General features: G+C 41.8%; 20 protein-coding genes. 15 read left to right on the top strand and 5 right to left on the bottom strand.

Annotation, left to right across the window (positions count from 1 at the left end; genetic code table 11):
- Positions 1-11: 11 nt before the first annotated feature.
- The 8 genes from GL182_RS09330 to priA all read left to right on the top strand — a co-directional run bounded on the left by GL182_RS09330 (position 12) and on the right by priA (position 8,851).
- Positions 12-683 carry an O-methyltransferase gene (locus tag GL182_RS09330; protein WP_163379391.1) on the top strand — a complete coding sequence of 224 codons (672 nt, stop codon included), beginning with the start codon at positions 12-14 and terminating at the stop codon, positions 681-683.
- A gap of 170 nt (positions 684-853) precedes the next feature.
- Entirely contained in the window at positions 854-1,777 is a 924-nt protein-coding gene (locus GL182_RS09335; protein ID WP_163379392.1) for a hypothetical protein, read from the top strand.
- 79 nt (positions 1,778-1,856) lie between these two features.
- Positions 1,857-2,228: a 30S ribosomal protein S6 gene (rpsF, locus tag GL182_RS09340; RefSeq protein ID WP_163379393.1), complete on the top strand. Its 372-nt coding sequence runs from the start codon at positions 1,857-1,859 to the stop codon at positions 2,226-2,228.
- Positions 2,225-2,476, top strand: coding sequence for a 30S ribosomal protein S18 (gene rpsR, locus GL182_RS09345; protein WP_048643752.1), 252 nt, complete (start codon positions 2,225-2,227; stop codon positions 2,474-2,476). The genes rpsF and rpsR overlap by 4 nt, the downstream gene beginning before the upstream one ends.
- Before the next feature lie 39 nt (positions 2,477-2,515).
- Complete coding sequence (gene rplI, locus GL182_RS09350; protein ID WP_163379394.1) at positions 2,516-2,959, top strand: 50S ribosomal protein L9; 444 nt, start codon at positions 2,516-2,518, stop codon at positions 2,957-2,959.
- A gap of 319 nt (positions 2,960-3,278) precedes the next feature.
- A complete protein-coding gene (locus tag GL182_RS09355) occupies positions 3,279-4,310 on the top strand; it encodes a GSCFA domain-containing protein (protein ID WP_163379395.1) in 1,032 nt (343 codons plus the stop codon).
- Positions 4,297-6,315: a thioredoxin domain-containing protein gene (locus tag GL182_RS09360; protein WP_163379396.1), complete on the top strand. Its 2,019-nt coding sequence runs from the start codon at positions 4,297-4,299 to the stop codon at positions 6,313-6,315. The genes GL182_RS09355 and GL182_RS09360 overlap by 14 nt, the downstream gene beginning before the upstream one ends.
- A gap of 19 nt (positions 6,316-6,334) precedes the next feature.
- The gene (gene priA / locus GL182_RS09365) at positions 6,335-8,851 is read left to right on the top strand and encodes a primosomal protein N' (RefSeq protein WP_163379397.1); all 2,517 of its coding nucleotides are present in this window, start codon (positions 6,335-6,337) and stop codon (positions 8,849-8,851) included.
- A 25-nt stretch (positions 8,852-8,876) separates the two neighbouring features.
- On the opposite strand, the gene GL182_RS09370 is transcribed toward priA, so the two are convergent.
- Entirely contained in the window at positions 8,877-9,353 is a 477-nt protein-coding gene (locus GL182_RS09370) for a YybH family protein (RefSeq protein ID WP_163379398.1), read from the bottom strand.
- Positions 9,354-9,506: 153 nt separating this feature from the next.
- On the opposite strand from GL182_RS09370, the gene GL182_RS09375 reads away from it, so the two are divergent.
- The 7 genes from GL182_RS09375 (at position 9,507) to GL182_RS09405 (ending at position 17,920) form a co-directional block, all read left to right on the top strand.
- A complete protein-coding gene (locus tag GL182_RS09375; protein ID WP_163379399.1) occupies positions 9,507-10,520 on the top strand; it encodes an alpha/beta fold hydrolase in 1,014 nt (337 codons plus the stop codon).
- Positions 10,521-10,529: 9 nt separating this feature from the next.
- Entirely contained in the window at positions 10,530-11,414 is an 885-nt protein-coding gene (locus tag GL182_RS09380; RefSeq protein ID WP_163379400.1) for an acetoacetate decarboxylase family protein, read from the top strand.
- 22 nt (positions 11,415-11,436) lie between these two features.
- Positions 11,437-11,943, top strand: a complete 507-nt coding sequence (locus GL182_RS09385; RefSeq protein WP_163379401.1) for a hypothetical protein — start codon at positions 11,437-11,439, stop codon at positions 11,941-11,943.
- Positions 11,933-12,349: a patatin gene (locus GL182_RS09390; protein WP_163379402.1), complete on the top strand. Its 417-nt coding sequence runs from the start codon at positions 11,933-11,935 to the stop codon at positions 12,347-12,349. Before GL182_RS09385 ends, GL182_RS09390 begins: the two co-directional genes overlap by 11 nt.
- Positions 12,350-12,422: 73 nt before the next feature.
- Positions 12,423-13,865, top strand: coding sequence for a patatin-like phospholipase family protein (locus GL182_RS09395; RefSeq protein ID WP_163379403.1), 1,443 nt, complete (start codon positions 12,423-12,425; stop codon positions 13,863-13,865).
- Positions 13,855-15,591 (top strand): metallophosphoesterase, encoded by a 1,737-nt coding sequence (locus tag GL182_RS09400; protein WP_163379404.1) that lies wholly within the window; start codon positions 13,855-13,857, stop codon positions 15,589-15,591. The genes GL182_RS09395 and GL182_RS09400 overlap by 11 nt, the downstream gene beginning before the upstream one ends.
- Complete coding sequence (locus tag GL182_RS09405) at positions 15,575-17,920, top strand: GMC family oxidoreductase N-terminal domain-containing protein (RefSeq protein WP_163379405.1); 2,346 nt, start codon at positions 15,575-15,577, stop codon at positions 17,918-17,920. The genes GL182_RS09400 and GL182_RS09405 overlap by 17 nt, the downstream gene beginning before the upstream one ends.
- 14 nt (positions 17,921-17,934) lie before the next feature.
- On the opposite strand, the gene GL182_RS09410 is transcribed toward GL182_RS09405, so the two are convergent.
- The 4 genes from GL182_RS09410 to GL182_RS09425 are packed head-to-tail and all read right to left on the bottom strand — an operon-like array spanning position 17,935 to position 23,220.
- Positions 17,935-20,034: a DUF4230 domain-containing protein gene (locus GL182_RS09410; RefSeq protein ID WP_163379406.1), complete on the bottom strand. Its 2,100-nt coding sequence runs from the start codon at positions 20,032-20,034 to the stop codon at positions 17,935-17,937.
- Complete coding sequence (locus GL182_RS09415) at positions 20,031-20,648, bottom strand: DUF4230 domain-containing protein (protein WP_163379407.1); 618 nt, start codon at positions 20,646-20,648, stop codon at positions 20,031-20,033. Before GL182_RS09415 ends, GL182_RS09410 begins: the two co-directional genes overlap by 4 nt.
- Complete coding sequence (locus tag GL182_RS09420; protein WP_163379408.1) at positions 20,636-22,360, bottom strand: N-acetylmuramidase domain-containing protein; 1,725 nt, start codon at positions 22,358-22,360, stop codon at positions 20,636-20,638. The genes GL182_RS09415 and GL182_RS09420 overlap by 13 nt, the downstream gene beginning before the upstream one ends.
- 32 nt (positions 22,361-22,392) lie before the next feature.
- Positions 22,393-23,220 carry a DUF5675 family protein gene (locus GL182_RS09425; RefSeq protein WP_163379409.1) on the bottom strand — a complete coding sequence of 276 codons (828 nt, stop codon included), beginning with the start codon at positions 23,218-23,220 and terminating at the stop codon, positions 22,393-22,395.
- Positions 23,221-23,274 lie beyond the last annotated feature (54 nt).

The raw sequence follows: 23,274 nt of genomic DNA on the forward strand, positions 1-23,274 counted from the left end.
TGTACCGGAATTTGAAAATCTACCTCAAAAAGGGTGGAAATGATCAGATTGAAGCCATCAGAAAAGATTTTCTTGGTTCAAATTATAAAATAAGCAGTACCGATTTTGGAGCCGGATCCAGGTGGTTTGGAAAAGGTAAAAGGTCCATTTCTGCCATCATGAAAAGGGCGGGTTCTCCGGTTAAATGCTCTTTGATTTATAGCTTTCTTTGTAAACAAACCCCCGCAGAAACGGTATTGGACCTGGGTACTTCTCTGGGGGTAAATACGGCCTACCTGATGCGGGAAGTAAAGGGGACGCTGTACTCCTTTGAGGGTGATCCTGAATTATTAGCCTTGGCTGAAAAGCATCTCAGACCAAACCCAGAGCTTTACCTAATTGAAGGAGACTTGAAACTTTCCTTACCAAAGGTATTGGAAAGCTTGTCTACCATAGATTTTGTTTTGATAGATGCCAACCATAGATATGCGCCTACCCTTGCTTATTTCAATGCTATTTCACCCAAATTGCATAAAAAAAGCATCGTAGTAATTGCTGATATACATTGGTCAGGAGAGATGAAATCGGCATGGGAAGAAATAAAAATACGGTCAGATGTTGGTTCTAGTATCGATTTTTTTGACTTCGGTGTGCTATTTTTCCATCCTTCAGCATTCAAAAACCATTTTGTATTGGAAATATAAATATTTTATGATCTGGCATTTTGACTACTTGCTACAATTCATAAATTTGCCAAAAGATATATATTAAACCTATTCAATGAATTGGTCTGATAATTGATGCATCTTCTGTTTGGCAGATCAAAACCCCAAAAGATACAGGTAGAATTTTACATGTTTGATTTCCAATAGCTATGACAAAGGAGGAGCAGCCTGAAAATAATCAAAACGGTACGGAAAAAGGAAAAAATATTCTGATCATTGTGCTGGTCATTTTGGTGGTGCTTAGTGGCTGGAGGCTTTGGAATGACCACCGAGAAAAATCGCAAAAGAATGAAGAAATATTAATTTTAACGGAAGAAAACAGCGATTTGAACATGCGGCTGGATTCCATGACTTTTCAGTTGGATTTGAGAATCCAGGAGATTGAAAATCTGGGTGGGGATGTTGATTCCTTGTTGAAGATCAAAGATCAATTGGTAAGGGAAAGGCAATTGGAGCGAAGCAGATCAGCAGCTGAAATCGAACAGCTAAATTCCAGGATAGACTCCTATGGCAAAATATTGAGTGAAAAAGATGCAGATATCGTCAGGTTGAGAGAACAAAACGTACAATTGTTTTCAGAGAATGAAGAGTTGAAGACCGACAAAGCAGAGATAGCGGAAGAAGTGGCCAAGCTTAATATTAAAAAGGAAGAACTAGAGGAAAAAGTTACGATTGCTTCAAAATTAAAGGCTGAAAATATCATCGTTTCAGCGGTTAATTCCAGAGGTAGGGAGCGGGAAGATGAATTCCGTAACCGGCAGTTGACCAAACTAAAAATTTCCTTTAATATCGCTGAAAATTCCGTGGCACCGGAAGGTATCCGGGATGTTTATGTTCAGGTTCTCGCCCCAAATGGCCAGGTAATTTTTGATATAGCCAAGGGATCCGGGACCTTTCAATTGTATGGAAAAGAAGAGTTCTACACGTCCAAGCAGGATTTTTTATTTAATAATACCCGGCAGCAATTGACTTATTATTATGAGAAAGGTTCCGATTATGCGAAAGGGACCTATGCTGTAAAGGTATTTTCTGAAGGTTCAGAGATAGGGCAGGGGACTTTTGAGATAAAATAAACCCTTTAATTTTTGTTTATTAGCCTATATGCTTTAATTTTGCAAACTGTTTTAAAATAATAAACAAAAATTTAAAAGAATGTTCCAAAAAAATTATGAAACGGTATTCATCCTTACTCCCGTTTTGTCTGAAGTTCAGATGAAGGATACCGTTGACAAGTATGTAGGCTTGTTAAAAGAATTGGGAGCAGAAATTATCAATGTGGAGAATTGGGGCCTGAAAAAATTGGCATACCCTATTCAGAAGAAAACCACTGGTTTTTATGTATTGGTTGAATACAAGGCTGATCCTACTGCCATCAAGAAATTTGAGCTTGGTTTCAGAAGAGACGAAACCGTTTTACGCTTTCTAACAACGGTCATGGATAAACATGGCATTGTTTACGCAGAAAGAAGAAGAAAAGGTGAATTCAATAAAAAATCTGAAGCTAAGGAGGAGCCAGCGAAATGACATTAAAAAACGAACCAATCAACAGGGAACAAAACAGGAAAAAATACTGTAGATTTAAGAAATTAGGTATCAAATACATTGATTACAAAGACCCTAATTTTTTGTTGAAATTTGTAAACGAACAAGGTAAGATCCTTCCCAGAAGACTCACAGGCAATTCCGCAAAATTCCAGAGGAAGGTCGCACAGGCAATTAAAAAAGCCCGTCATTTGGCCTTATTGCCTTACGTAGCAGATGGCTTGAAATAAAGCCTGATGTATCCTTCACCTAATTAAATTATTACAATAATGGAAGTTATCTTAAAAACAGATATAAAAGGACTTGGGTATAAAAATGACCTGGTGGCTGTAAAGCCCGGATATGGACGTAATTATCTGATACCACAAGGATTTGCGGTTTTAGCTACTTCTTCCAATAGGAAGATTCTGGAAGAAAATATCAAGCAGGCAGCCCATAAAGCTGAGAAAATAAAAACAGAAGCTGAGGCAATCGCTGCAAAATTAGAAAGCCTTACCCTGGAAATCAAAGCTAAAATCGGCGATTCAGGTAAGATTTTCGGAAAAGTAACCACTTTGCAGCTTTCTGATGCACTGGCAGAAAAAGGTATTGACATTGATAGGAAAAAAATATCTATCAATCAGCCGGTTTCAACTGCAGGTGAATATGAAGCGGAAGTTGACCTTCACAGAGAGGTTAAAACCAATGTTAAATTTGAAGTAGTTGCTGAATAACATCAGACAGCCACAAAATAATAAAAAAAAGCCGGGTTCTACCTGGCTTTTTTTGTATAACAATTTTTTCAAATCAATCCTCATTCAATGGATCAAGCACTCCAACTGAAAAAATTTTGCTCCTGAAGGGTAAAACCTTCAGGAGATTATACATGTTGGGATATTTTATGGATATGATGATTCAAAAGCCTGGGTTTAGCTAATTTAATAAGTAGTTGGCTTTTTATTTCCTGTTCAGACGGCGATTGGAATTCTTTTCTTTATCAGCCGCTTTTCTTCCTCCCCGTCATTGATTAATTTGCTATTAATTAAAGCAACAATGAAAAGTTTCAGAACTGAGTTTAAAATTCATCCCAGTCCGAAAAGTATTGATCATTCGCGGAAGCTGCTTACCATAGGGTCCTGCTTTTCTGAGGTGATGGGCGAAAAGTTAACCCACAATAAATTCAATGTTCTGGTCAATCCTTTCGGGATAATCTTTAACCCCGTTTCAATTTTTGAATTGCTGTCCCTTTGCCTACAACAACAAAAACCCCAGGACGATTTATACCTGAACCGGCACCATAAGTATTATCATTTTCAATTTCATTCCAGGGTCAATGCAGGTTCTAAAAAGGAACTGGAAGCGCTATTGCATGAAAAGCTTCAACAGGTAAATGATGGTATCGGAAACAGCAGTCATATTCTGATCACGCTGGGAACGGCATTTGTTTTCAGGCATTTAGCAACCGGTAAAATTGTGGCCAACTGCCACAAACAACCGGAAAAGGAATTTAAGAAGGAACTTCTAGGCTTAGACGATATGAAGCGGGCATTTGAAGGGTTTTATGAACGGCTGAAAGATCACAATCCCAAGGTTCAAATGGTACTCACAGTCAGCCCGGTGCGGCATGTTAAAGATGGAATACCGGAAAACCAGGTAAGCAAGGGTTTACTCAGGGTGTTTTGTGATCAGTTGGAAAAGCAATACCAGGACATTTATTACTTCCCCGCCTATGAGCTTCAGATGGATGACCTCAGGGATTATAGGTTTTACAAAGATGACCTGATCCATCCCAATGCTACAGCTGAAAATTATATTTGGGAAAAATTTAAAAAGTCATTTTTTCAACCCGATACTTTAGACATATTGAACGCTGTAGATCAGGTTCAAAAAAACTTAAATCACAGGCCCTTTGAACCCTTTTCCGGAGGCCATTTTGATTTTTTAAATCAATTGCTTCAGAAGATATCACGTATGCCGTCCAATCTTGATTTCACAGAGGAGAAAAAACGTATTGTGGAGCAATTAAAACAAATTGAAGCTTACCAACAAAATGAAAAACCGAAACCAGGAGATGAAAGCAAATAAATTAATCGATAGCAAAAGCCTTTATTTACTACAACATGCCCATAACCCGGTTGATTGGTATCCCTGGGGAGAAGAGGCCTTGCAAAAAGCCAAACTGGAGCACAAACCTTTGCTGGTAAGCATAGGGTACTCGGCATGTCATTGGTGCCATGTTATGGAAAAAGAATCTTTTGAGAATCAGGAGGTAGCTGATTTGATGAATGCAAATTTTGTCTGCATTAAAATTGACAGGGAGGAACGTCCCGATCTGGATAATATCTACATGGAGGCCATTCAGGTAATGGGATTACAGGGTGGTTGGCCATTGAACGTATTTTTAATGCCTGATCAAAAGCCCTTTTATGGTGGTACCTACTTTCCAAGAGAACAATGGATGAAAGTTTTATCCGGTATTTCCACGGCTTTTACAAATCAATATGAAGAGCTGCAACAAAGTGCCCTGGGTTTTGGTGATAGCCTTAACAGGACTTTGGTAGAAAAGTATGGGCTAAAGGCCAATAAGTCCCCATTTGAGGCTAAAGAAGTGATTCAAATATCCCGGAAGTTAATGGAAGGATTTGACCGGCAGTGGGGTGGGATGAACCGGGTGCCCAAATTTCCCATGCCGGCTATTTGGGATTTTTTACTGGACATGGCCATATTAAGCCAGCAGAAAGATCTGGGAGAAGATGTTTGCTTTACTTTGAGAAAGATTGGTATGGGAGGAATTTATGACCAGCTGGGAGGTGGTTTTTGCAGGTACAGTGTGGATGGAGAATGGTTTGCGCCTCACTTTGAAAAAATGCTTTATGATAATGGTCAGTTATTAAGCTTATATGCCAAAGCCTTTCAATACAGCCAGGACCCATTTTTCAAAGAAAAGGGTGAAGAAACGATCGCATGGCTTGAGAATGAAATGTTGGATAAGGAAGGAGCTTTTTATGCTGCCCTGGATGCTGACAGCGAAGGCAGGGAAGGAAAATATTATACCTGGACCTTTAATGAACTTCAATCTTTGCTGGCCGATGATTTTGATTGGTTTGCCAGACTATATGGGGTCAAAGCAGGTGGAAACTGGGAATCCGGTGAAAATATACTTTTTCAAAAACCGGAATATGGTGAACTGGCTCAATCTCTGGGATTATCGGAAGCAGATTTTATACTTAAGCTAAAGGAAGTCAAACGAAAATTACTTGAATTCCGGAATCGCAGGGAAAGGCCTGGACTGGATGATAAAATCATCAGCGGATGGAATGGATGGGTCATAGACGGGTTAAGTCAGGCTTTTCATGCGTTTGGAAATACTGCCATTAAGGATCGGGCAATCAAGGCAGGAGAATTTATTTGGCAGCAAATGGTACAGGAGGGAGAATTGTTCAGGAATTTTAAAAACGGGGAAGCCTATACATCGGCATTCCTGGAAGATTATGCTGCGGTCATTAAGGCCTATATTTCATTGTATACCATTTCTTTTGATTCCAAATGGCTATACAGGGCAGATCAATTGGCGGAAAGGGTATTGGATAGGTTTCTGGATAAATCAGATGGATTGTTTTATTTCAATGATCCTGCCAGGGAAAAACTGATAGCAGATAAGAAAGAGGTCTTTGACAATGTCATTCCTGCATCCAATTCTGTAATGGCCCGCAATTTACACCAGTTAGGCTTGTATTTTTACAAGGAAAATTACTTGAGCCAAGCTGAAAAAATGTTACAAATGGTTCAGGATTTGCTTCACCAGGAGCCGTCATTTTTAGCCAACTGGGCAAATTTTTACCTGGAAAAAGCAACTCCTACTGCCGAAATTGCGGTGACAGGTCCTGAGGCCCAGGAAAAAGCATTGACATTTCTGAATACTTACCGGCCCAACCTGGTCCTTTCTGCATCAAAAGGTGCGATCAATTTGCCCCTATTGCTTGATAAACCCCCGGAGAAAGACCTGTTTTATGTATGCTTTAATAAATCCTGCAAACAGCCTGTATCAGGGGTGACGGATGCCTTGAATCAACTCCCATTTTTAACCTGAACTGTTAAATCCTTTTGTTTTGGAAGATCTTTTTGCTCATCAATATCCATCCGCTAGTTCAAAAAACCTGTATGCGGATATCATATTGCCCGTACCCATTCCCAAGTGGTTTACCTACAGCATTGGGGTAGACATACAGGATCAAATAGGTATTGGTTTCAGGGTAATGGTGCAGTTTGGCAAAAAAAAGATCTTGACAGGAATTGTCGCCAGGGTTCATCAAAAAGCCCCTGAAGTATATCAGGCAAAACCCATATTGGACCTGTTGGATGATTATCCGGTAGTTAATGCCTTACAAATTAAATTTTGGAGTTGGATGGCTTCGTATTATTGTTGCCATATAGGGGAAGTGATGAATGCTGCCCTCCCCAGTGGGTTGAAACTTTCCACAGAAAGCAGGGTGCAGGTCCATCCTGATTTTGATTTGGATGATCCTGGTTTTCCCATGGATGAGCGGGAATTGCTGTTATTGGACACGCTCAGTAAGCATGATGAAATGAATGTGGAACAGGTTGACCAGCTGCTGCCGGGAAAAACAAGCCATAAAATCATCAAAAGTTTACTGGCGAAGGGGGCCATTTTGGTGTATGAATCCGTTAAGGAAAAATATAGTCCCAAAACAGAACACCGGATAAGATTAGCACCAAAATATGCAGCGCAGAAAAGCTCATTGGAGGCCTTGTTTGAAGCATTGAAAGGTAAGGAAAAACAGGAGGAAGTTTTACTCAAATACCTCCAGCAGGTTTCCGTTTTTCAACGACCCGAAGATAATGCGCAGGGTCTCCCCAAAAATGTTTTGACAGATCATGGCTGTTCGCCAAGTTCTATTGACACCCTGGTTAAAAAGGGAGTTTTGGAATCATTCAAAGTACTTGTCAGTCGTTTCGAAACCCAGCCCGTGTCTGATAAAGAGATTGAACTTTCGGCTGTTCAGACCGAAGCCCTTCAAAGTATTCACCAGCAGTTTGAAGAGAAAAATACCGTATTGTTGCAGGGGATTACAGGATCAGGTAAGACGGAAATTTATGCGCAATTGATTAAGGATGTTCTCCAAAGTGGCTCCCAGGTTTTGTTGCTTTTACCCGAAATAGCTTTGACTACCCACCTGGTTTATCGGCTGCAAAAAATATTTGGCGATAAAATGGGTGTTTTTCATTCCAAGTACTCGGATAATGAAAGGGTTGAAGTATGGCAGGGCGTGCTGAAAGGAAAATACAATTTCATCATCGGTGTGAGGTCTTCTTTATTCCTTCCCTTTGACAGTTTGGGACTTGTCATTGTGGATGAGGAACATGAAAGTTCCTACAAGCAATTTGACCCTGCTCCCCGATTTCAGGCCAGAGATGCCGCCATCATGTTGTCCTGGATGCACCAGGCAAAGACCCTTTTAGGGACTGCCACGCCGGCCTTTGAGTCCTATTACAATGCCCAAAATGGTAAATATGGATTTGTAAAAATCGATAAGCGCTATGGGAATGCGGAGCTTCCCCACTTTTTTTTAGCTGATATGCTCAGTGACAAGAAGAAAAATCTATTGAAATTGGATTTTACCCGTTTATTGAGAGAGAAAATTCAGGATACACTGAATCGACAGGAACAAGTATTGATTTTTCAAAACAGGAGAGGGTATGCGCCCTATATTTCCTGCGATGAATGCGGATGGATACCTGAATGCGAGCATTGCGACGTAAGCCTTACCTACCACCAATATCAGGAGGAGTTGAGGTGTCATTATTGCGGATTTAAAGAAAAAATCCCGGTATCCTGCCAGGCTTGCGGGAGCCAAAAGCTGACAACGGTGGGCACCGGCACCGAACGAATTGAAGAAAGTCTGGGCCTGTTGTTTCCTGAAGCAAGGATTGCCAGGATGGATTTGGATACCACCCGCAGCAAATATGGTTACCAAAGGATTTTGGAGGATTTTGGTGCAGGTAACGTGGATATCCTGGTAGGAACCCAAATGATTACCAAGGGACTGGACTTTGACAAAGTCTCTTTGGTGGGGATAGTGGATGCTGACCGCATACTTTTCTACCCGGATTTCAGGGCAGGAGAAAGGGCTTTCCAGCAAATCACCCAGGTGGCCGGTAGGGCCGGCCGGAGAGATAAAACCGGTGAGGTAATCATCCAAACCAGAAGACCGGATCAATTGATATTCAAGCAGATCATGTCCGGAAATTACAGTGATTTTTACCGGCAGGAGATGGGGGAGAGGAAGCAGTTTTTTTATCCACCGTTTGTAAAAAACATCAAGGTCATCACCAAACACAAAGATTTCAAAACGGCTGAAAATGCCGCCAGAAACCTCAAAAATTTATTGACAGACATTGAAGCAAAAAAGATCATATTGGGGCCTGAAAAATCCCTGATTGGAAAAATTAAAAACCTCTACCTGTTTGAAATATGGATCAAACTGGACAAGTCAGGAAATGTACAACAATTTTTCAAGCAACAACTCATGGATAGGATTGCGGAGCTTCAGGCGGATAAAAGGTTTCGTGCCGTGCGGTTTTTGATCGATGTGGATCCCTACTAAACCCAAACCATAGGATATCACCAAATTATTCGTTGTCATTCCAAATATCATGGGTGGTTTTCCAGCTGCCATCTGCCTGCCTTTCCAGAATATTTACATATTTGGAGCTGGAATTAAGGGTATCCCCGGTTGATTTTTCATACAAGGTGACCTTGGCAAAACCTCTTCCATAAGCCAGGTCTCCATCTACTTTAACCTCTTCATACCCGCTTTCCAGCCTGGTTTGGTAAGTGTCAAATATTTCCTGGTAATATGCCTCTACTGCCTCAGGCCCAATCTTTTTCGCTGCACCGGGAGCCATCAGAAAAGCCCCGTCGGTAAAATGCGCAGCTATGGCTGCTGCATCACCGGCATTGAAAGCTTCGGCCCGGGCATTACTCATGGCCTCTATGGCCCTGATGTCTTCTGCCTCAGTGCTATTTTCTGGTTGGAGGGGGAAGAATACAAAGATAGCGATAACGACCAGCACGCTAAGGACTATAAAGGGAAAGAAGGACTTCATAAGCATGGATTTTTATAAAGTAAAGGTAGGTTTTTTACCGATTATAGAAAATTTACCGAAATAAACTCGCAGGATAAATGTTAAAAATACCCATTTATTTGTGTTTATTATTCATGATATTTTGTTAAATTAACCCAAATAAAAATTATTATAATGAATCAGTATTTTGAGACCATAGAATTTGAAGCTTTGGATGGGTTTAAGTGTGATTTAAGACACCTGAAATCTGATAAGGCTACCAAAGGACCGGTCTTATTGGTTCATGGTGCCGGAGTAAGTAGCAACATTTTTAATCCACCCTCACAGAAAAATATCATCAACCAACTTGCGGAGCAGGGATATGATGTGTGGCTGGAAAACTGGAGGGGTAGCATACACCTGGAACCGAACGAGTGGGACCTGGACCAGGTAGCACGCAATGACCATCCGGCTGCCGTGAAAAAAATTGTAGAAATCACCGGAGCCAAAGAAATAAAAGCCATCATCCATTGTCAGGGAAGTACCAGTTTTATGATATCAGCTGTAATGGGCCTGATTCCTGAAGTGAAACTGATTATCAGTAATGCAGTTTCCCTGCACCCGGTTGTACCCTTTTTCTCTAAATTCAAATTGAATGTATTGATGCCAGTTGTGAGCAGGTTTTTCAATTACCTGGACCCCCAATGGGGTCTCTATCCACCGGATTTTAAGTCAAGGATCATATTGAATCTGGTCAAGGCTACCCACTGGGAAAACGATACGAAAGTAGGTAAGATGGTCAGTTTCACCTATGGTTCCGGGTTTCCGGCCCTTTGGGAATTGGATAACCTGGATGAAAAAACCAAATCCTGGATTCAATATGAATTTGCCCATGTGCCGCTTTCTTTTTTCAGGCATATCAAAGAATGCATTCAGCATGGTGCCTTAAAAAAGTTAAGAGATAATGGAACCGATTATGTATCGGATTCCCCAAAGACTGCAGCCAGATTTGTGCTGTTTGGGGGTAAAAAGAACAAATGTTTTTTACCCGAAAGTCAAGAGAAAACCTTTCATTATCTTGAACAGGTGAGACCGGGATTTCATAAACTATATCTCCTTGACGGGTATAGTCATTTGGATGTATTCTTCGGTAAAAATGCACATGTAGATGTGTTTCCGAAAATGATCAGTGAATTGGAACAAGGTTAAATTGAAGTTATGCCTCCCAGAAGAATCAAGCGATATACCGGAAGATTTGCTCTCGTTGATGGCATCCCCTACCAAATGCCCGTCAGTTCTTCAGATTCCCCTGCGCTTATGGCAGGATTTTCCTGTGACTGGGAAAAAGCCAATGCCTTGCTTCCAGGAAATGAAATTCATGCCATGAAATTACCCAATGGGCGTGCTGCATTATTGATTACGGTAATCAACTATTTGCATACCAGTATTGGCAAATACATAGAATACAGCATTGCCATAGCCTGTACCCATGGTTCAAAGCCTGCACCCAGGTTTTTGAATGCCTTATTGTTGGGCCATTATGGCACAGGACAGTATATACTGGATTTGCCGGTGAGTAGTGAAATATCGGTGAAAGGGGGAAAGGGGATTTGGGGTATGCCCAAGCACCAGGCCAACCTGGATTTCATTGAAACCTCCCAAACGGTAAGTAGCCAATATGAAAAGGATGGCAAATTTGCCTTTAGGATAGAAATAGCCAAGCCCAAATCTCCAACCATCAAGTTAAAAGTTGGCGCCACCAATTATTGCCGTTTCAGAAACATGCTGATGGCTTCCTATATTTACTTTGAAAGCAGGGCGGGAATCAATTTATTTGGCAAAGCAAGGGGAAGCCTTTTTATTGGTGACCACCCCAATGTGGCTAAACTAAGAGATCTGGAAATCAATCCGGATCCATTTTTTACCACTTTTATGCCAAAAACGAATGGCATTCTGGATGACCATTTTCAATGTTGGTTTATGACTTACGAGTCGGCTCCTCAAGAGATGCCTGAGGGACTGGAAACGGTTTATCCCCTGGGCTATGGTGAGGAATGGCTGGCACCTCCAGCGTTTACTGATTACGAAAAATTCCGTATTTGACCCTTAAACCTTTCAAAATGCCATGAACCCGATAAAAAAGACATTAATCGACCTCAGTAATGCCTATATTTTTTTCTGTGCTTCCATGTACCTGGGCATGTTCTGGTCACTGCATTTTTTTTGGTTTCCCAATTACCCTAATACTTTAAACCTGGACAATTATTATGATGCCATCATTCCCCAGACGGATCTGGCAACCAATTTTTTCTTCATAACCATCCCCATTATGGCAGTGGCATTGGTAGTCATGTTGGTAACGGAGTGGAAAACAGGTTTGCGCTGGGTTCCTTTATCCTGGATTCCCGGGCTCCTGATACCTGTAATCGTCCAACAAAGGTATATCGAAGACGTAAACAATCAATTTAAGGCTGGTTTGCAGGATGAAGCAAGGCTTCAGGTCTTGCTGGAGGAGTGGATGTGGCTGAATGATATAAGATGGATTATTTTAACCATCATGTGGGGAATCACCATGTACTTTTTTATCGCAAAAGCCAAACCAAAATATCAACAACTAAACCATGAAAAATAACCAAATGATTTTCGGTATCTCTCCGCGATATGTGGAGTTGCTGGTGGTTTTAATTGCCTTCATTACCCTGATTTCGGGCTTGGTTCAACTCATAACCCCATCTACGGTTCTGAACCTGATTGGCAAATCAGCCAATACCGAAGAGGCCATTCACTTCTTTGCGATAGTGGGTATGTTCATGGCCCTTTTTGGGGGGATGGTTGTGCATGCGGTTTACAGTGCGGTTACTAATAAACAGGTGATGCTCTGGACGGCATTTCAGAAGTTTGGTGCTTTTTTGGCAGTTTCTATAGGCGTGTTCAAAGGATTGTTTTCCTTATTGGCCTTGTCAGTAGCCCTCTTTGATTTGTTTTCCGGAATTGTTTTCTTGATGTATTTAAAAGTATTGAGCTCATGGGAAAATTGAGGGCCAAAATTTTTCTTAGGGAACCTGTTGGCTACGGCAATAGACCGTTAATTTATGCTTATATCCTACCTTCATGCTGACCCATTTAGTCCATAACGGACCTAAGAATCACCGATCGCTGATACTGGCAGGTGGAGGCATAAGGGTGGCTTATCAGGCAGGAATCCTTAAGGCCATGGAAGAGGAGGGATTGACCTTTGACCATGTGGATGGTACCTCAGGGGGGATTTTCAATGCTGCCATGCTGGCATCAGGTCTTTCCGTAGACCAAATGATTGAAAAATGGAGGACGTTACCTATCAGACATTTTGCCTCCTTAGCCAGGTTTCGGGATTATTTAAGGCCCTGGAAATTAAAGGGCCTGGGGGATGCCGACAATATTCAACAAAAAGTTTTGCCGCACTTTGGAGTGCAGTTGGACACCATTAAGGGTCTGGGTTTACCCATTACTTTTTCCTTGTGTAATTTTTCTAATAAAACCATTCAGGCCGTTTCTGCGAAAGAAGTTGATGAAAAACACCTATTAGCCGGCGTTTCCCTTCCTATACTCATGCCTGCCCTTAAAATAGGTAAAGACTGGTTCATAGATGCTGTTTGGATCAAGGATGCCAACCTGATGGAGGCAGTAAGGATGGGGGCGGAAGAAATCTGGCTGGCTTGGGGGATAGGCAACTACCCAACCTATTTTTCAGGTGCATTGCACCAATATGTCCACTCCATAGAAATGAGTGCCAATGGAGCCCTTTGGGAAGAATTTGAGCAAATCCAACTGATAAACAGGGCCATAGAAAGAGGGGATGCTGTATTTGGGCAACGGCAACCCATAAAAGTGTTCCTTATCAAACCCCATTTTCCCCTTCCCCTGGATCCGGAGCTTTTTTTAGAAACAATAAGCAACCGTGATTTGATCAACATGGGCTATCAGGATGCAAAAAACTATTTTTTAAAAGTATCAGATGCTGGTGAGAAACTGGATATCCTTGCAACCCAAACCAGGGATACGGGTGATTACCTGTGTTTCCGTCTTCGTTTTACAGGTGAGCTGGAATTCAAGAAGAAGTTGGATATAGTAAGATATTTTGTCTTTTTACGGTTTTCTTTTCTAGGTGATCAGCAGCAGTTGGAGGTATTTTCCAGTTTGTATTTAGGTCATTACCAAAAAGAGTTTTTAGCTGGGATACATGAGATTAAGGTAAAATACTTGGGCTCACTGACTCAGCTTGAAACAATTACCACCCTGACCATTGAGGGAAAAGAATGGCTGTTGATTGCCAAAATGAGTTGCAAAGGCCCCTGGTATTGGTTGGCGGGACTGGATTTTAAAGTTTCAGAAATTACTTTGCGACCCAAAAATGAAGCAGATTCTGAAATGGTACTGGAAGGCAGCCTCCAGCAATCCTTTGTGTCCAGGCTCCGTTGTACCTGGAAGGCTTTGGCTAAAAAGCAAAATGGAGGCAGGGGGGGCATGAGATTAAAATTTAACCTGATAAAAAAAATGATGCAACATGAAGTTTGAAAAAAAGCCCATGGTCAATTGGTACGATCCAAAGCAATTGGCTTTCACGGCAGTTAAGACAGTTTTGTCATCTGTATTTGGGAATTTTGCCGACAGGAGGGAGCTGCAAGCTGCTTTGGATAAAGAAACCAAATTTTACGATTATTCTCACAAGGAGGAGTTGTGGGTAGACTTTATTTCTGACCTGGGAGATGGGTTTAACCCTACGTATACCCTGGCTGAACTCCTTTCCAGGGATGCCCTTACTTTGAGGGGAAAACGGTTAAAGCGAGGGGATGTATTGATTATGGGTGGAGATGAAGTTTATCCTACCCCTGAAAAAATTGAATACGATAACCGCCTGAGAGGCCCCTATATAGCTGCATTTCCCAAAATAGAAAATGATCCAGACCGTCCCGATGTTTTTGCTGTTCCGGGTAACCATGACTGGTACGACGGATTGACCAATTTTTTGAGGTTATTTACCCAAAAAAGGTCGTTTGGAAATTGGCAAACCCGGCAGAGCAGAAGTTATTTTGCTTTAAAATTACCCCATGATTATTGGATTATTGCCATTGACGTACAATTGAATGCAGACATTGATTATCCTCAGATCTGTTACTTTAGAGAAATTGCCCAAAAACATTTAAATGAGAGGAGCAAAATCATATTATGCACTTCTGAGCCATCCTGGGTTTACAAATCCTTTGACGCCAAAAATGAATCTTTTGACCGCCTGGAATTCTTTATCCAATGGGTCCTTTTTGGAAAGGGTGAAAAAAACTATGAAGAAAAGAATAAAACCATCCAGATTAAGGCGGTGTTGACGGGGGATTTGCACCACTACGCCCGCTATGAATCAAAGGATAGCAAGGGTGAACCTTGTCAATTGATTACCGCAGGAGGAGGGGGAGCCTTCATGCATCCAACCCATACCCTGAAGCAGGAAATTTCTGGAATTGATGGGAAAACCCATGAATTGAAAAAGGTTTTTCCTTCAAAAAGCACCTCGGTAAATTTGAGTATGCTAAATTTACTTTTCCCTTATTTCAGCCTTACCATGCTTTCTTTCTTCGGCTTTTTTCATGTTTTCACTTCCTGGGTTTTACAAACCAAGGTTTACTCGGGAGCCTCGCTAATGGAAAAGATGAGTGAATTGAGTCTCTTTGATGGACAAGCTGCTGATTTTTTCTATTTGATCATACAAGGCATAAGTCATCACCCGGGTGCATTGTTCTTGAATATTTTGCTCTTTGCAGGCATAGTGATATTTACGGACGTTAAGTCCGGAGGTAAAAACTGGAATTACCTGGCAGGGCTGATCCACGGGATGCTTCATTTGGTCAATTTTTATTTTCTACTTTGGCTTTTTTCCTATATTAACCTTAACCAATTGGGTCTTGGGATAAATGAACCCCGGCAAGTAATCCTATTTACTGCTGAAATGGTCCTTGCGGGAGGGATTATAAGTGCGGTTTTGTTTGGGTTTTACCTGACTTTCAGTGTAGTGATATTAAAAAACCATATTACAGAAGCCTCTTCTTCCTACCGCTGGGAGGGATATAAGAATTTCCTCCGGTTTTCAGTGAATAGCGAAGGAATCACCATTTTTCCGGTAGGCGTAAAAAAGGTAGTAAGCAATTGGGAAAATGTAGGAACAGCTGAAAAGCCCCGCTTTGAAGGAGGGGATATAAATTATGATTTGATTGAGGACCCTATATACATCAAAAATGAAAAAGTTAGCTAAACCTTTGACTTCCATTAAACCCTATTATGACTATGTGGTAATAGGTTCTGGGTATGGCGGTAGCATTGCCGCTTCGAGGATGTCCCGGTGTGGGCAGTCTGTCTGCCTCCTGGAAAAAGGAAAGGAATTTTTACCGGGTGAATTTCCACAAACATTGTTTCAGGCATCGAAAGAGATGAATTTTGTAGGTGGAAAGACTGTCAATCTGGAAAAGAACGGCCTGTACGAATTTACCATGGGAAGTGGTATCAATGTGTTCAAAGGTTGTGGCTTGGGAGGTACTTCCCTTGTGAATGCCAACGTTTCTATTGAACCTGAACCCAGGGTAATGGAAGACCCCGCCTGGCCCAATGCACTGAGAACAGACATGCCTTCTTTTGAATTGGGGATAAAACGGGCCTGGGCAATGTTAAAGCCCAATCCCTATCCTGAGAATAAAAATGGATATCCGAAATTGCAAAAAACGGAAGCCATGCGTAAATCTGCAGCCCACATGTCTGCCCCCTTTCGCCTATTGGATATCAATGTAAATTTCGAGGATCAGACCAACCATGTTGGGATCAGGCAGGCCAAATGTACCAATTGTGGAGATTGCGTTACCGGTTGCAATATTGGGGCGAAAAATACCACCGCCATGAATTATTTACCGGATGCCTATAATCATGGAGCAGAAATTTTTACTGAAATCAATGTCCGGTACATAAAGAAAAAGGGAGCCTTCTGGCAAGTATATTATCATCCCATTGGTATCGGGAGAGATCATTTCGATGCCCCTTTGTTGTTTGTACAGGCCAAAAATGTAATACTGGGAGCTGGTTCCCTCGGTTCCACTGAAATTCTCCTCAGATCCGCAAAAATGGGACTGGAGGTTTCTAAGAAATTAGGCCAAAGATTTACCGGAAATGGCGACGTGTTGGGATTTGGGTATAACAATGAGCACCGCATCAACGGCATTGGCCTCGGGAAAAAAGGTACGGAAAGCATTGCCGACGTGGGTCCCTGCATTACCAGCGTCATAGATTTGAGGGAAAGGGAGGATTTGGAAGCTGGCATGACACTGGAGGAAGGGACCATACCTGGTCCCATCAGGGGAATCATGCCAAAAGCACTTATTGCTTTTTCCAGACTTGCCGGTAAAGACACAGATCGGGGCATCATGGATTACCTGAAGGAAAAATGGCGGGAAATCCGAAGCTTGTTTTTGGGTCCCTTTCATGGAGCGCTTGCCAGGACACAAGTTTACCTGGTGATGACCCATGATGATGGAAATGGGGTCCTGAAAATGGATGAAACGGACAAATTAAACATCAGTTGGCAGGGAGTAGGGAAGCAAGAGATTTTTAAAAAGGTAAATGGTGAAATGTACAGTGCCACTGAAGCGCTTGGCGGGACAAAGATTCCCAATCCCACCTGGAATGAGTTGATGAACTATGATTTGGTAACGGTGCATCCCCTGGGTGGATGTGGTATGGCAGACCATGCAGCCTTGGGGGTGGTAGACCACAAAGGACAGGTTTTTGCCGGACAGGAGGGAGAAGAACTGCATGAAGGATTGTATGTCATGGATGGGGCGGTCATTCCCCGGCCGGTGGGCACCAATCCCTTGCTCACCATAAGTGCCCTGGCGGAAAGGAGCTGCCAGTTGATTGCTGATGAAAAAGGATATCAGCTGGATGATGGCTTTTCAAATGTGCCAGAAGGTCCTGACAACCCTCCTTCGCTGGAAACAGGCGTACAATTTACCGAATCAATGAAAGGTTTCTTTGGTATGGGGGAAACGGAAGACTTTGAATCCGGATTTTCCAGGGGTAAGAAAGATAATTCTCCCTTCGAATTTACCCTGACCATTCAGACAGAAGACATTCAGGAATTTGTACAGCAGGAGAATCATCCGGGCAAAATGATTGGGACCATGCTGGCACCTGCCCTTTCTGAAAAACCAATGAGTGCCTATAATGGTGTTTTCAATCTTTTTATCATTGATAAATCCGATGACTCCAGAAAGAAAATGAATTATACTGCTGAATTGTTGAGTGAAGAAGGGAAAAGCTATTACTTTGAAGGATTTAAGGATGTATTTAATGACCATGTGGTGGATGCCTGGAAGGATACTACAACGCTGTTTATCTCAGTATATGAAGGAAAGAACTCCCAAGGACCATTGTTAGGAAAAGGAAAATTAGTGATCAAAGTGGCTGATTTATTGCGGCAATTGCGAACCGTAAAAGCCATCCATCCCAAAAGCAAAGGTGATGGAATCTCGGCCATAGCTACCTTCGGTAAATTCTTTGCTGGGAATGTTTATGAAACCTACTTTAGTTTTAAGTAAAAGAAGGCATCAGGTTATTGAAATTTCTCCGTCAGGCTGGATTTACTTTCCCATTTTTCCGCAAACCAGGACTTGGTTTTGGTTAAAAAATCTCTTCCATGATAGGTTTTGTGGGAGGAATAGAGCGTACTGAGGTACTGTTTCAGCATTTCTTTCTGATCCTGGCTTAGATTTGAGGAGGAGCTGGGATTGTTCCGTAAAGCAGGGAAATCATTGGTGGATTTAAAAATTACCATGCTATCCAGGGATAGCTGTGACCCTTCGGGCAATGCATCATTGGCAAATATATCCGGTAGGGTAACCTGATCCAAAGGAACATTGATTTTAAAAAGTCCCTCGTTTTTCCTGGTATCTAAAAGCCAAAACCCTTCCGGATCAGCAGACAGACTTTGAACAGTATCCATCTGCCCAATGGTTTCTATGGTGTTTTTCTGAGAGATCCATTGCTCAAATTTTACCGGATTGTACCTCAGCGGACTCATGAGTTGGTACAAGCTGTCCCTTAAGTCTGGCTGAGGCTGAAAATACTCAAAAACCACTCCTTCCCGATGAAAAGAAACATTTTTGATCCGATTGAGAGGTTTTTCCATACTTTTCCATGCTTCCAGGGAAGTGGAATCTACTGAAAATGAGCCTATGGGTATGTTCTCCTTAAACAACTGGTATAAACCTTCGCTATATAATGCCTGAAACCACAGGCTGTCATTTTTTGACCAAAGTTGTATGGATTGGTTATCTATTAACTCAGGGCGGGCATGTTTTTTTATGTCCCTCCACTCCGTTGAATCAATCAATGAATCCCTGGTGATCTTGTACCAAAAGGTAGAATAAAAATTATAGGGCAAGGCATGGGCTTCAAACTCCAATTGCTGTACCTGCGCTATCATTTGTATAAGGGTATTCCATTTATTTTCGGCCAGGTTCCTGTTGTTGTACCGGTCCTCGGACGCAGCCCTCAGGGAGTCGATGGAAGTCAGCTCCTGTTTAATCGTTTTTTCAAATTGTACGGCCTCCTCGTAACTGATGTATCGGTCCGCGTTAATTTCTTTGGTTAATTGAATGATTTTGTCATGGTGGAAAATGACCTTTTTTATTTCTTTACCGGTCAGCAATGAAAATAGACGACTTAGGGTTTCAGCCCCATTTTTTTCAGCCTGCTCAATTATCCCGGCATTGCGGGCATTGGTTTTTAGCTTTTGAACAGCATAAATTTTTACTTTTCTACTGTCTTTAAAATCAACCTTGCCATTGTAGGTCAGGATATCAAACCCGGGGATTCCCTTTTCCGGAATAAACCAGGGATTGATATCTGAATTGAGGACCTGTGGTGCCAGTCCAAAAAAATGGAGTTCGCCCATATCCTCATTGAAATGATACATGCTTTGATCCAAATCGTTAAAATCAAACCCTGCCTTGACGGTTCCCCGACCAATGATGGCCAGCTTTTTCCTGGACTCCCTTCGTGATAAGTTTGATAGTCTGTTTTCAAAAAAATCAGTGACAAATCCATCAGGTTGCCACCAATCGTTTTCAGGCCTTTCGTACCATCCCATGAGGACTTGTCTGGCTTGCTTATCGGAAATGGAGTTGCCGGAACGGATGATCCCAGCTTCCAGGCCGATGAAATGAAACACCTCATCATACAAGGCCATTTGACTGGTATTGGCCCAATCTTCCAGGAAATAGAGTTTTTCAAGTATATTTTTCTGATTGACTGGATCGATAAGTAACCTTTTTCTTTCCCTGCGATTGAGACTATTGTCTTCATTTCCAATGGATAGCCTGTTTTCAGCTGAAAGTGTGTGAAAGTTTCTCAGGTTTTCCAGAGCAGTTTTTATATCCTGATACATGTATTCTGCCTGGGATCTGATATCTTCTTCCTCCAGCAGATTGATTTGGGCCTCATCTATGGATGCCAGCACTTCCCCATAGTACTCCGCGGTAATCATTTCACCAACTTCACGGATTTCAGAAACAATGTTTGCTGTAGGCTGTAGTTCAGGTTTTCCTCCGAAAATATGCAGTGGGTTCCACCAAAAAAGCAACACAACCAATGCTCCCACCAAAAGGATTTCCAAAATAAACCGGCCGCTATGGAGGATTTGCCTAATCATGGGTTCATCAGGTTATCGGGACTGTTTACTTGACGGATTAAAAGGGAATCATTTTCAAATTGGATATAGATTTCTTCAAACTCAAAACTTTTAAGAACCATTTGAATGAGTTCGCGGGCATGGTTTTGACTGGTGCTTACCAATCCCATATAAGGCAGGTTATCCCTGATATCCATTTCAGCCATTCTAAAGAAGGTTTCCTGATCTTCCAGGTTGATTTCATTAAGAAACCGCTCAGGGTTGGAAATCAAAGTGTCTTCAACAAAGTCTTCGGGTGGATAGGAAAAATTAAGCACTTCAATGGGAGGTAATTTCAAGGTTATTTTCTTACCCTGTATAAGGATGTCCTCTTCGCTGATCTTATCCAGGTTAATGCCGGTTTTTATCTTTGCCCTGGAATAGGCCAGGAAGGAGGCTTCATTAAGCGGAATGAATAAGATGTTTTTCGTTTTTTTTCCAAAAACAACTTTATCCACCACGAATTCGGAAACCACCAAATCACTTGCCTGTTGAATTTTCCCTATGACCAGGCCTCTTTCATCCTTTTCACAAGCAGTAAAAGAAAGGATTAGAAGGCAGCCAATTGCTATAACTTTCCATTTCAAGTCAACCATGTGCCTTCTTTTTTGAATTTTTCGTAGTGATTTTTCATTTTGATATGGTATTGATTGACTTTATATCCGCTCCCGTTGTATCCATATGCGAAAGACTCCCAGTCGTAATTGTCCTGCACTTCTTCGGATATATAATCTATCAATGCCTTTCCCCGGACTTTCTTGGATTTAATGAACTCCAGAAAATCCAAAAAATGAAAATATTCTGATTCATGTTGGCGTTCCTCAAATTCAGCCGGACTTTTGTACTTTCTACCCTTGATGTGATGTTCCAGGTTTTCTCCCAGAATCTGAAAAAGGCCCCAGGAAGTAGCATAAATCGCTGCTTTGGGATCAATATTCCTGGCTTCATTCAGGCGGTCATATTCACCGGCACCTACCCGGTAATGCTTTCTCGTCCACTTTTTATAAATAATGTGTTCTTTTCCCTGGCTCAAGGTTTTGGGATCTTTGCCGAATTTTTCCAGCCAATACCAAAACTTATGCCCTTCAAAGAGGATTTTCGCCCTGCCATCATGAAGGTGACCCCTTCCGGCTGATTCTACGGTTACGATGGCCTTGATTACTGGCAGGCTGATTTTGATTTTATCCCGCTGCTCCAATTCATCCAAAGCAAGCCGGATATCCATATCACTTAAAATTTTACTGTTGACATTGTCTTTGATTTGCACGTATTCCTCCCTATACATCAAATCTTCCTGCTTATTATCAAATGAGGTGGATAAAGATATCCGTTGGTCAGTCAATTCACTTTTGGATGTTTCCTCCTTTTGCTCAAAGCCTGCATCCTCCATTGAAAAAAGACTATTGTCCATATCCAAACTACTTAATGGGTGGGCTGGTGCATCGCTTTTGGTAGTAGCAGTAGTACGTGGAGATTTGCTTTCCTCCCCTTCATTTTCTTCAGGACGATCTCTTGGCACCCACCTGTTTTGCAAGTATTTGAGTGATTTATCCCCAAAATAAAAGGCAATCATCATTAGAAAAGCTGTTTCAAAGAATTCAAATTGCTGACTCAGCAAGGCGGCATCCACTCCCGTATATTGGGTTCCAAAGCTTACGATCAGTAATGCCATGCCGCCCATTAACAAAGTAAATGCGATCATTCCCCGCACCGTTCCGGGAGGAAGCCCAAAGGTCTGGCTCCGATAGGGATTGTGATCAGGCATGGACATTTCAGAAGCCTTTACAGGCAAACCCTGACTGTACCGGTCCTTTGCATCGTATATCCGCTGCCAATCCTGGTCTGTCAGTCCATAATTGATGTTGTAATGGTAAACAGACCACATAAAATAAATCAGGAATAAAGCGATCCATACAACAGAGGTGGCCAAGCCCACTGCCTGGAAAAGATTATCATACTCCACATAGACGAAAAAGGCTCCCAGGATACCAAAAATCACTAAAACGGAGGATAATATGACGGTACCTTTAAAAAAGAAAGTATGGTACGGGTTGAAATTTGGATTTCTGTCCTTTGTTTTTGGACCAAAATACCTGGCCAATAGGCCATAAATAAATATTAATGCAGTCACAATTACCAATCCCGAACCCAGTAATTGATTGGTTGTTTCCATACCAGGGACAATAAATAGGAGTACTGCCAACATGATAAGTAGTATTGACCCAATATGGATGTACAAATATTTTCTTTCTGAAATACCTTTGTTTTTTTCCAGGGGACCCTTATTGTTTTCTTTATCCGTTTCCATAGTTACTGTCAGTGTCTGTAAAATGAATTTATTCAGGTCTGGGGGACAGCCTGTAAATGTTTTGTTTTTATGGTAGCCCTTTTCACCCAGCTTTCATCTAAAATCTGGATGCTGAGGGGTGTATTGGAACTTACTCTTGGATATATGGCTTGATAAAACCGTTCGTAGGCCTTTTGGGAATGAGTCACCATTTTTTCTTTAGATGCTGTATTGACTCCGTCAGCCAATAATATACATCCCCGGGTATCCTGATGCGTATTGCCAATATGAATGTAAACCAGGTCATAGTTCGGGATATTTTTAATTTCAATGTGGTATTCAAACCAGGGGAATCGCTTGCGGTATCTTTGGGTTAATTCGGTTAAATTCTGGTTATAGGACAAGGGGTACCTGCCTTCGGGAATTCGGGTATTGCCGGAAATCTTTTCATCCCTGTGGGTATCCTCCAGGGTATAGGCAAAAAAGCGCCCATCAATAAACAGCAAGCCCAGTGTGGTGAGTCCGTCATCCAGGTACCTCAATACGGTAAGGTCTGATTGAGAAAGACCTTCTTCCTCATGCTGAACTTTACTGAGCAATCTCTCCAGGCTGGAAATATCAGGTTCTTTCTGATTCAGCTGCGTTAGGGGAACCCCGGTCTGGGTTGCCTTTTTTTCTTCAAGGACTACTGACCGGGAAGGGCCTTGCCCGCTAAATAATTCTTTTATGGATTGGGCACCTTTTCTTAGGAAATAAATCACATAACCTATAAATCCAACCACCCACATCCAAATATTTTCCAAAGACCGGGGATTGTATATAAAGAAAGCAATGACCAGAACCACCAAACCTAGCAGCAGAAGTCCTAAAAACCTGTTCATTTGGCATATTTTAGTTATAGGGCAAAAGAAAAATAATGTTGGTTTTATTGGTAT

Origin of the sequence: Cyclobacterium sp. SYSU L10401 (genome assembly GCF_010993705.1) — a bacterium.
Lineage (GTDB): Bacteria > Bacteroidota > Bacteroidia > Cytophagales > Cyclobacteriaceae > Cyclobacterium.